The organism is uncultured Maribacter sp. (assembly GCF_963977385.1).
In the GTDB taxonomy this organism is placed as follows: domain Bacteria; phylum Bacteroidota; class Bacteroidia; order Flavobacteriales; family Flavobacteriaceae; genus Maribacter.
This window is the reverse complement of the sequence record NZ_CAXBOU010000001.1, coordinates 158,618-170,141: the sequence shown is the minus strand read 5'-3', so window position 1 is coordinate 170,141 and position 11,524 is coordinate 158,618. Positions and strand designations below refer to the sequence as shown.

At 35.4% G+C, this 11,524-nt stretch carries 6 protein-coding genes; 4 read left to right on the top strand and 2 right to left on the bottom strand.

The window, feature by feature from the left end:
* Positions 1-156 precede the first annotated feature (156 nt).
* Entirely contained in the window at positions 157-2,397 is a 2,241-nt protein-coding gene (gene katG, locus AAC084_RS00695) for a catalase/peroxidase HPI (protein ID WP_339835537.1), read from the top strand.
* A 70-nt stretch (positions 2,398-2,467) separates the two neighbouring features.
* Here katG and AAC084_RS00690 read toward each other — a convergent pair whose 3' ends face one another.
* A complete protein-coding gene (locus AAC084_RS00690; RefSeq protein WP_339835534.1) occupies positions 2,468-2,830 on the bottom strand; it encodes a VOC family protein in 363 nt (120 codons plus the stop codon).
* A 222-nt stretch (positions 2,831-3,052) separates the two neighbouring features.
* Between AAC084_RS00690 and AAC084_RS00685 the strand changes: the two genes are divergently transcribed.
* Positions 3,053-3,982, top strand: a complete 930-nt coding sequence (locus AAC084_RS00685) for an SPFH domain-containing protein (RefSeq protein ID WP_339835531.1) — start codon at positions 3,053-3,055, stop codon at positions 3,980-3,982.
* A gap of 255 nt (positions 3,983-4,237) precedes the next feature.
* On the opposite strand, the gene AAC084_RS00680 is transcribed toward AAC084_RS00685, so the two are convergent.
* Complete coding sequence (locus tag AAC084_RS00680) at positions 4,238-5,923, bottom strand: glutamine--tRNA ligase/YqeY domain fusion protein (protein WP_339835529.1); 1,686 nt, start codon at positions 5,921-5,923, stop codon at positions 4,238-4,240.
* 225 nt (positions 5,924-6,148) lie between these two features.
* On the opposite strand from AAC084_RS00680, the gene AAC084_RS00675 reads away from it, so the two are divergent.
* A complete protein-coding gene (locus AAC084_RS00675) occupies positions 6,149-8,395 on the top strand; it encodes a gliding motility-associated C-terminal domain-containing protein (RefSeq protein WP_339835527.1) in 2,247 nt (748 codons plus the stop codon).
* A 7-nt stretch (positions 8,396-8,402) separates the two neighbouring features.
* Positions 8,403-10,571: a type IX secretion system membrane protein PorP/SprF gene (locus AAC084_RS00670; RefSeq protein ID WP_339835525.1), complete on the top strand. Its 2,169-nt coding sequence runs from the start codon at positions 8,403-8,405 to the stop codon at positions 10,569-10,571.
* The last annotated feature ends 953 nt before the right edge of the window (positions 10,572-11,524 follow it).

Genomic DNA, 11,524 nt, shown 5'->3' with positions numbered 1-11,524 from the left:
GGAAATAAAAACGATGTTGACGATTTATTTAGAGTACTAGGATTGAATTTGAAGATACAGCATAGTTTTTATCTATTGATATTAAGTTTTTAATAAATAAAATATTAATAAATTTACTGTAGTAGAAATAAATCAACTTTAAAAACTAATATAATCATGAGTAATAACGGAAAAGGAGAAGCTTTGGATGTGAATGAATCTTCAGCAGCAGATTGTCCATTTTTAAATGGTGAATTAAATCAAGCAGCGGGTGGTGGTACAACCAATAAAGATTGGTGGCCAAACATGCTGAACTTAAATATTCTAAGACTGCATTCTAAAAAGGCGGATCCTATGGATGATGATTTTAATTATGCAGAAGAATTTAAATCATTGGACTTGGCTGCTATTAAAAAGGATTTGACTGAATTAATGACCACAAGTCAAGATTGGTGGCCTGCAGATTACGGAAATTACGGACCATTCTTTATACGAATGGCTTGGCATAGTGCTGGTACATATCGTATTGCCGATGGTAGAGGGGGCGCAAGTTCTGGAAATCAAAGATTCGCACCGTTAAATAGCTGGCCCGATAATGCTAATCTAGATAAGGCACGGTTATTACTTTGGCCTATCAAACAGAAATATGGTAAAAAGATTTCTTGGGCAGATTTATTGATTTTGACTGGGAATGTTGCTCATGAAAGCATGGGATTACCAATGTTCGGTTTTGCAGGTGGTCGTGAAGATATTTGGCAACCAGAAGAAGATATTTATTGGGGTTCTGAAACGGAATGGTTAGGAAACAAGCAACGATATGATGAAGATGGAAATGAGTTAGAAAATCCACTGGGTGCCGCACACATGGGATTGATTTATGTAAATCCCGAAGGACACAATGCAAACCCTGATCCTTTAGAGGCTGCACATTATATTAGACAGACATTCAAAAGAATGGCTATGGATGATTATGAAACAGTTGCATTGATTGCGGGCGGTCATACTTTTGGGAAAACACACGGTGCTGCAGACCCGGAAGAATATGTAACTGCTGAACCAGCTGCCGCTGATATTACGGAACAAGGTTTAGGTTGGAAGAGCACTTATGGTTCTGGCTCTGGTGCTGATACTATTACTAGTGGTTTAGAAGGAGCATGGACACAAACACCTACTAAATGGAGTCATTTATATTTTGAAAACCTATTTGGTTTTGAATGGGAGTTAACGAAAAGTCCAGCAGGAGCTTGGCAATTTAAACCTGTCGGTGACGCTGGTTCGGGTACTGTTCCTGATGCGCATATTGCAGGTAAGACACACCAACCTTTTATGTTGGTAACTGATCTTTCTTTACGAATGGATCCAGCTTATGAAAAAATTTCTAGAAACTTTTTAGAAAATCCAGATGAGTTTAAAGATGCCTATGCACGTGCTTGGTATAAGTTGACCCACCGTGATATGGGACCTGTTGACCGTTATTTGGGGCCAGAAGTTCCACAAGAAGAGTTATTATGGCAAGACCCAGTACCTACTGTAGATTTTGAGTTGATTAATGATGGCGATATTAAAGAATTAAAGAAGAGCATTTTAGCTTCTGGTTTATCAACTTCAGAATTGGTTTCTGCTGCTTGGGCCGCTGCTTCTACTTTTAGAGGGTCAGACAAGCGCGGTGGCGCTAATGGTGGCCGTGTTCGTTTAGCACCTCAGAAAGATTGGAAAGTTAATAATCCTTCACAGCTAGCTAAAGTTACCGCTACTTTGGAGAAAATTCAAAAGGATTTTAATGAGAATCAGACAGGTAATAAGAAAGTTTCTTTTGCGGATTTAATTGTTTTAGCCGGTTCTGCTGCTGTTGAGAATGCCGCTAAAATTGCAGGATATGATGTAAACGTTGGTTTCAACGCGGGCCGTACAGATGCAACGCAAGAGAAAACGGATATTGAAGCGTTTGATGCACTTGAGCCTATAGCTGATGGATTTAGAAATTTTACAAAACAAAAATATTCGGTAAAAGCAGAAGAATTATTAGTTGATAGAGCAAACCTTTTAACATTGACTGCTCCTGAAATGACTGTATTGGTTGGTGGTCTTCGTGTATTAGGTGCTAATTATGACGGATCTAATCATGGTGTGTTTACCGAGAAACCAGGAATGTTGACAAATGATTTCTTTGTAAATCTATTGGATATAGGTACAACTTGGAAAGCTGCTTCAAATGATGATACTGTTTTTGAAGGTAGCAACCGTAAAACAGGGGATGTAAAATGGACGGGCACAAGAGCTGATTTAATTTTTGGGTCTAACTCAGAGTTACGTGCATTGGCCGAGGTATACGGAACAGAAGATGCAAAACAAAAATTTGTTCGTGACTTCGTAAAGACATGGACCAAAGTAATGAACCTAGATCGTTTTGATATTTAACTAGGAAAGTAAACTTAACCCCACATAAAAAAGGCAGCTCTAAAAGAGCTGCCTTTTTGCTTTTTATAATTTAAGAATTAGTTGCTTGGCCAAAAGTCAATAAATTATTGTCAGGATCAAGTAACGCAAACTCCCTTTGTCCCCAAGGCTTAGGCTCCAACTTACCATTAGGGTGAATGGGCACATTGTTATTTAATAACAGTTGGTATAATTGGTTAATGTTATTTGTCCTAATATACACCTGGCCATAATTTTCTTTTGGATTAAGTGTTTCAAATAGAAAGAAGTGTATTTGAATATTATCTTTTTCAAGGATTAAATATTGTGGATAATCATAAGGCCCTAATTCTTTAAACCCTAAAGAATCAATGTAATAATCCCTTGTTTGATTTTTATTACGCATTGGTAATTTCGGATTGATTGACATTAACATTATTACTGTTGTTTGATGTATATTATAATTTAAAGTTAACCTTTAAAATAAAACGGCATGAGGTACTTAATGCTATTAGCTTCTTGATTAATAGGGGAAACTTAGATACATGCGTTTTAATAAATAATTATAAGCTAATTCTACTATAACATTTGCTATATAATTACTACTAATACGAAGGCTTTTAGTATCTTATCAGTATAAATTATAAATTTAATAATTATGGGCAACTTTATTTGGATTCCAATTGTGATATTAGTCATTTTCACGATCCTTTCAGGAGTATTTATTGTAAAACAGCAAACAGCCGTTTTAATTGAAACCTTTGGAAGGTTTACTAGTGTACGTCAATCAGGTATTCAATTCAAAATTCCTTTCGTACAGAGAATTTCAGCTAGAATAGGTTTAAAAATTCAGCAGTTAGATGTGATTATAGAAACAAAAACGCTAGACGATGTTTTTGTTAAACTAAAGGTTTCAGTTCAATATGTAGTAATCAAGGAAAAAGTATATGACGCGTATTATAAATTAGAGTATCCACACGAACAGATTACTTCTTACGTGTTTGATGTGGTAAGGGCAGAAGTGCCTAAAATGAAATTAGACGATGTCTTTGTTAAGAAAGATGATGTTGCTATTGCCGTTAAATCTGAATTGCAAGAGGCAATGCTGGATTATGGATTTGACATCATCAAAACATTGGTAACCGATATTGATCCAGATGCTCAGGTTAAAGAGGCTATGAACCGCATTAATGCTTCTGAGCGTCAAAAAACAGCAGCACAGTTTGAAGGTGATGCCGCTCGTATATTAATAGTAGAAAAGGCAAAGGCCGAAGCTGAAAGCAAACGATTACAAGGTATGGGTATTGCAGATCAAAGAAGAGAAATTGCACGCGGCTTAGAAGAATCTGTTGAGGTCTTAAATAAGGTGGGTATTAATTCACAAGAGGCCTCTGCTTTAATAGTTGTTACCCAACATTACGATACTTTACAAAGTATAGGAGAAGCTACGAATACGAATTTAATTTTATTACCAAATTCTCCTCAGGCCGGTAGTGATATGTTAAACAATATGGTTGCTAGTTTTACGGCTAGTAATATGATTGGTGAAAGCATGAAAAAAACAAATAAGCCCAAATCTAAAGAGTAAATTCTCTAAATCGGTATTATAAAGATATGAACCCAGAAACGTTCACGTTTCTGGGTTTTTAATTTTTTAAGAAGCTAGTTTTGAATCAATGAAAGGGACTATTGTAAATAGGCTGCAAAAACATATTGTATTACTGGTAAGACTTAAGTTCGCGGAAAAGCAATTATAGGTCTACAAAATTAAAAAAGCCCTTAGATATTATTTCTAAGGGCTTTTTTAAATGCTTGAATACTCAGTTGTTAAGTGTTTCTTAAGCTATTTTTTTTCTTGAACTTTGGCCCAAGAATCACGCAAACCTACAGTTCTGTTGAAAACAAGATTTTCAGATGTTGTATCTGAATCAACACAGAAATATCCTATACGTTGAAATTGAAAACGCTCTCCTGGTTGCGCATCTTTTAGAGCAGGTTCTACGTAACCCGTAATTACACTTAAAGAATCAGGATTAATAAAATCTACAAAATCTTTGTCTTTGTGTGTATCTGGGCTTTCATCTGTAAATAAACGATCATACAAGCGAACTTCCGCGGGTACCGCATGAGCTATTGAAACCCAATGTAATGTTCCTTTTACGCGACGTAAACTCTCTTCAGTACCACTGCCACTCTTACTCTTGGTGTCATATGTGCATTGTACTTCCGTAATATTCCCTTCGGTATCTTTTGTACAACTCTCAGCTTTAATGATGTATCCGTTCTTTAAACGAACCTCATAACCTAATTTTAAACGGAAGAACTTTTTATTAGCGGCTTCTTTAAAATCTTCTTGCTCAATATAAATTTCTCTAGAAAAAGGAACTTGTCGCGTGCCTGCGGCATCATCCTCCGGTGAGTTTTCTGCCTCTAACCATTCAGTTTCTCCTTCAGGATAGTTGGTAATTACTATTTTTAACGGATTTAAAACACCCATTACTCTATGAGTGGTTTTATTTAAATGCTCTCTAATATTAAATTCAAGTAAGGAAACATCAATTAGGTTATCACGTTTTGCAATACCAATAGTATCTACAAAATTCCGAATCGATTCAGGTGTGTACCCTCTTCGGCGTAAACCAGAAATAGTTGGCATTCTTGGGTCATCCCAACCCGTTACTAATCCTTGTTCAACTAATTGTAACAATTTACGTTTACTTACTACGGTATGACTTAGATTACGACGAGCAAATTCTCGTTGTTTAGGACGTATTCTATTAGGTTCGTATACTTGGTCTAAAAACCAGTTGTACAATTCACGATGCATTGCAAATTCTAACGTACAAAATGAATGTGAAACTTGCTCTATATAATCACTTTCACCATGTGTCCAGTCGTACATTGGATAAATACACCAATCGGTATTTGTTCGATGATGCGCTTTATGTAAAATACGGTACATGATTGGGTCTCTCATCAACATGTTAGAAGAGGTCATATCTATTTTAGCTCTTAAAACATGAGTTCCTTCTTGAAACTCACCGTTTTTCATTTTTTCAAAAAGCTCGAGATTCTCTTCAACAGATCTATTTCTATTAGGACTATCTACGCCAGGTTCTGTTGGCGACCCTTTTTGTGAGGCCATTTCTTCAGAAGACTGGTTGTCAACATATGCCTTACCGTCTTTAATCAATTGTACGGCCCAATCGTATAGTTGTTGGAAATAATCCGAAGCATACCGTTCGGTATCCCACTTAAACCCTAACCATTGTACATCTTTTTTAATGGCATCAACATACTCTTGCTCTTCTTTAGCAGGGTTGGTATCATCGAATCTTAGATTAACAGGCGCGTTGTATCTTAAACCCAATCCGAAGTTTAGGCAGATAGAACTTGCATGGCCAATGTGTAAATAACCATTAGGTTCTGGTGGAAAACGAAAACGTAGTTCTTCTTTGGTATACCCATTTACCAAGTCTTCTTCTACTATTTGTTCAATAAAATTCAAAGACTTTGATGTCTCGCTCATGTCATTATATTTCAGTCTACAAAAGTAGCAAAATTGGAGTAAATGGCGTGTTTAAATTGGATACACCTTATATAAAATGCGTTTCACAACAGAAATCTTCCTTCCGACAACATAAAATTCCTGTTCGTCGTATTAAATAACATATTTGTCTATGAATTGATGGAACAGTAAAATTTTTTATTAACCATCTTTTCAACCGTAGTGGCCCCATAACTACAAATACTTATGAAAACCTTTATCAAAAAATCAATTTTTAGCGCATTAGTAGTGCTTTTCAGTGTCTTTCAATTATCGGCACAAGCAATAGTAATCAATGCACCCGAACCAGCTGACAACCCAAATTTGTCAGGTAGCACTCCTTGGTCAGCCATTTGTGCCGGTAACGGTGGGTTTAATGAATACTATGTTAACATCAGCTGGATCGGAACCGCAAATGCCGGTAACGAATTTATTTTAGAATTATCTGATGCTAATGGTAGTTTCGATAGTGCTCAAACACTACAAACTATTACTGATAAGAATACTATAAAAGATTTTGACACCAGCTTTGCTATCCCTACCGATACTCGTGGTCAAGGATATAAAATGCGAGTGCGAAGTACAGATCCTGTAAAAATCGGTTCTGCATCGTCTGCATATAATATGTATTATATGGATGTAACTTCAAATTTGAACATTAGTGAAATTGGTGACGGAGTTCCTCCTGGAAGTGTATGTAGTACAAGTGCAATAACGTTGCAGGTTGATAATATCGCCAATCCAGAAACCTATCAGTATATTTGGTTTAGAAGCGGTACGGAGCTTACAGGTGAAAAAGGTCATACACTAAATGTTACCGATACAGGAATGTATAATGTATATGTAGATTATGGACCAACATGTACTGGTTCTGGTAATACAGATTCTAATATCGTTGATGTTAACATTGGTGGAACAGGAGCAGGAATTGCTATAAATAGCCCGGTCAAAACATCTCTTTGTAGTACTGATACAGAAGTATTAAGTATTGATCAAACCGATGCTAGCTGGAATTATCAATGGTATAAAGATGGTACCGCAATATTAGGTGCTACCGGAACTAGTTATACGGTTAATGCTGCCATTGCAGGATTTGAAGCTGATTACGCTGTTGAAATAGCAGGAACAGGAATATGTAATGAAACATCAGAAGTAGTTACTATAACGAATGCTGAATTGTATACTGTAACTGTTGACAATGAACAGAATATGGTTCTTTTACCAACACAAAATCAAACATTAACCATTAGTACTTCTGCAAATACGCCTAGCTTCAAATGGTTTAGAAATAATATCGAAGTACCTGGAGAAACAAATAGCACAATAACGATTGCCCAAGATGGCGAATATTATGCAGAGGTAACTCAAACTGGAGGTGCTTGTTCGGTTTCTTCAAAAAACTCAGATATCACCACAGTCGTATCTCCTGCATCGTTTGAGATTACAACAAATTATGCCGATACATATACAGCATGTGTAACTACGAGTATAACCATGGGAGTAGAATTAATTAATGCGGTTGCAACCGATGGAACTAAAACAGACGTTACTAGCTCTTTAATTGATGCCTTTTCATATCAATGGAAAAAAGAAGGTGCAGATGTTGCAGGTGCAAATAGTAAAAATGTTAGTCTCGCATCGAACTCAGAAAATGGTACTTACCTTTTAAATGCAACCATTGAAACTTTTGATGTTAACTCAAATACATTACCTGTTCAGTTATTGACCAGTGAAACTGTAAATATTACAAGTTCTGGAACTGTTTTTTGTAGTGGTGGTGAAACAATAACAATTAGTACGACTACTGATTTGAGTTCTTCTACTTTTGACTGGCAATTAGATGGCTCTTCAATAAACACAACGGATGCTACATTGACCGTTTCTACACCAGGAACATATAAATTAGTTTTAGATAGAGATGGTTGTTCTTTGCTATCAAATGAGATTACAATTACTCCGTTAAATGAAAACCTAATAACTCTTGACCCTGGTACAGAAATTGTAATTCCTGAGGGAACTACGAAAATAGTAACCGCAAGCGGAGGAACCGCTTATAGATGGGTAGATGCCAATGCTATAGAAATTAGTAATTCTGATAGTATAACTTTTTCCGAAGCGGGTAGCTATACGCTTATTGCTTCGATAGATAATTGTGAGATAATTAAGCAATTAGAGGTTACTTTCTTAGATACGTTTAAAGTTCCTAATGTTATCACAGTAAACGGTGATGGTATTAATGACCAATGGGTAATCCCTAATTCCTATTCAAATAAAGAAGATGTAAATGTGATTATTTACAACGAACAGGGTCAAGAAATTATTAATGAATTTGATTATAAAAATAATTGGCCGCAGTCTACTACTGCGTTCACTAAACAAAACATGGTATTCTATTACAAGATAAGGAATGCCAGTGAGGTACTTAAACAAGGTACCATCACAGTAATACGTTAAGCTCACCATGCTAAAGAAAAGTGTTTTATATCTATTGTTATTTATGTTTGCTGCTATGAAGGTTAGCGGGCAAGAGGATAATCCGTTTGTAGTGTATGATGTTCCTGCTCAGAACCTATTGAAGTACAACCGATTTTTAATCAACCCAACGTTTTCAACGGTTAGGGAAGACAAATCTTATATTAATTTGTTACACCGAAACCAATCGGTACAATTTGATGATAACAATCAAAACTATTTCTTAAGCTATAGTGGTCGTATTAGTGATAAAACAGGGTTGGGCCTGAGCTTATATTCGCAACGCGAAGGTACATTGAGTAACTTCGGGGTGTTGGCCAATTATGCCTATGGTATTAAACTGAATGATAAAAGCAATTTTACTTTTGGAGCGAATGTCTCTTACTATCAAAGTGGCTTTGACCAAAGTAGAGCTTCAACAGTTGAGGAAGATCCTTTTTTAGCGGGACTTCAAGACCAGAACTTATTATCATTTCAACCAGGTTTCAACCTTTCTTACGGAAAGTTTGATGTTGGTGTTTTTGCAGAAAACTTATTCGATTATAATATTAAAACAAGTGAGTCTCTTACTGAATTTAAGGATAAAACCTTTTCAGGACATTTACAATATACCCATCAGTTTGAAAATCAAGCGGGCATATTAGAAGAAGGTCGTTTAATGCCATTGGCAAGAGTTAGAAAAGTTGGTGAAGAAGATGTAACATTAGGAGGAAGCTTGATTTTAGATCTTCCAAAACTAGGATGGATTCAAGCGGGATACGATAGTTTCTATGGCGCAGCAGCGGGTGTAGGTTTCAACCTTAACCGTAGAATTTCTTTAGGCTATACCATGGAAAAAGGGTTATCTAATAATTTTGATAATTTCGGACTTACTCATGAGATTTCTTTTGCCTATTCTTTCTCGCCAAACCTTACTGAGGATAGGGTGATGTTAGAAGATGATTATGAAGATGATTTAGTGGAGAATGACTTAGAGCCAGAGAATATTGCAACTAATGAAGAGATTGAAGAACTAAAACAAAAATTGGCACAAAATGATGCTATAATTGAAGAATTGATGTTTCGCCAAGATTCATTGGAATCATCTCGTCAGACGGATTTAGAGCGTCGTTTTGAAATGGTCATGCGTATGGTGCGAAATGAGACAAACGGAGACAGGCCAGACTTGGAAGAAAGAGCAAAAGAGCTTTTTATGGATAATGATAGCAGAACTGGAATTGCTTCATCCGAAAACCCAAGTAATACAGGTGCGGCCTCAGCTTTAGTTAATAATAATAATCAAAAGCAGCAAGACAGGGTAGTAGTTGCAAATGACCAAAGCAATACAACAATTGATAAGCAAGATGATGCCGAGTCTAATACCACCCAGTATAATTTAGTTGATACGAAAGCGGATGACCTAGTACAACCTAAGGATGCGGTTGTGGCGAATAGACCAAGGAAAGTAGTTAAGCCTGTAAGTAAACCTGAAGTTGTTCAAGACGGTGTAAAAAGTAGAAGGTTCAAAAACTTACCTGCTGTAACTGATGGCTATTACGTAGTTGCCAATGTATACAAGGGAGGCAAATACATGGATAATTTTTTGAACACATTGAATGACAAAGGCATAAATGCAGATTATATTGATAACCCCAATAACGGACTTAAATATGTATATCTACAACGTTATGATACTTTTAAAGATGCGGTAGCAGCACATGATTCTAACCTAAACGGAATGTATGACGGTGCCATGTGGATAATGAACGTAGAAAATAAATATACAAATGAGGCCTATGCCAGCAACGTAAATAAAATCAAGGAAAAATCATCTAAATACGATTCTGATGTACTCACTACCAATGTTGTAGTAAAGGACAATGTGGCCTCTACCGAAACTGAACCAAAATCGTATGTTATTGATGGTGCGGGATCGGGGTACTATTTAATAGCAAATGTCTTTGCAAATCCTAACAATGCAAAGAGATTTGTAGAATTGTTAAATTCTTTCGGTTTAAGTGCTAGTTATTTTATCAACCCAAAGAATAATTATAGATACGTATATCTTAAAAAGCACGATTCTTGGACGAATGCACTTATATCGTATTACTCTAAACTAAATGACGCCTATAATGACAAGATGTGGATAATGCGCGTGAATCAAGAGCAGTTAGCTTAGAAGGGCTTAAAACCATCTAGAGGAGTTCAATACATGTCTGTTTTATTACATCAATTACCATTTATTCTTAATGAATAATTCCTCAACAGGTTGTTAGTTTAAATCTGATTTAGGTTTTCAAAATAATTATTGTACGCTTAATCGTCATCCTCAATTTTGGAGTGAATTTTTTAATTTAGCCTTATGAAATGTGGGTATATTTTTTCGCATTTCCCATCACATTACAAGGATCTTAATAAATAGATTTAATCCATTATGTAATATTTTTTTATGGGGATAACCGAACACCCATTTTAGAACTAGGAGTACACTTTTTTATGTAAATCAAAATTCACTACATATTTAATATCGTACTAAGATTAATTCTTTATTTATAATTAGAAATAAAGCAAGTTTCTAAAGAGGATAATAATTTTCAATAGCATTAAAAAAGTGAGCCTTCAGGTACTCATAAAAACTTGCTTTGGCAAAGTAGGCTATCAGAACAAAAAATCTTGCAGGCGCTTTTAAAAGAGGTTTCAATTGGGTTATAAAAATTAAAATCAAGTAAAGCAAAAGCAATAAAATTAGTAATTGCGTTTGTTTTCTATGTGAATCAAATCTTTTGGAGTCTCCTAAACAAAGAAAAATAATGAATTCAAAAAGCCGCTTATTTTTAGGGTCCAAAAAACTGAGTTATTAAGTAAGCCAAAACATATAGTTTTCTTTCTTTTTCAACTTTCTTAGTTCCGCCAATAAAACGCTTGATTTAATAAATCTCGATTATTAATTGCTAAAAATAACTTAAGAAACACACTTGATATTTTCCGGATTAATATTGCCTTTTTCGTAGGGTTTTAATGCGTAATATTTTATTCACAATAGAGTTATAAAAACACTTTTTCTGAATCAATTTTCTTATCTAAAAATAGATTCTTCATCTATTTCCCAATTATTTATATTCTTAGAATACG

Bases quoted from the DNA above. Each gene is read 5' to 3' on its own strand.
- katG (WP_339835537.1), top strand. From the start codon at position 157: ATGAGTAATAACGGAAAAGGAGAAGCTTTGGATGTGAATGAATCTTCA.
- AAC084_RS00690 (WP_339835534.1), bottom strand. From the start codon at position 2,830: ATGTTAATGTCAATCAATCCGAAATTACCAATGCGTAATAAAAATCAA.
- AAC084_RS00685 (WP_339835531.1), top strand. From the start codon at position 3,053: ATGGGCAACTTTATTTGGATTCCAATTGTGATATTAGTCATTTTCACG.
- AAC084_RS00680 (WP_339835529.1), bottom strand. From the start codon at position 5,923: ATGAGCGAGACATCAAAGTCTTTGAATTTTATTGAACAAATAGTAGAA.
- AAC084_RS00675 (WP_339835527.1), top strand. From the start codon at position 6,149: ATGAAAACCTTTATCAAAAAATCAATTTTTAGCGCATTAGTAGTGCTT.
- AAC084_RS00670 (WP_339835525.1), top strand. From the start codon at position 8,403: ATGCTAAAGAAAAGTGTTTTATATCTATTGTTATTTATGTTTGCTGCT.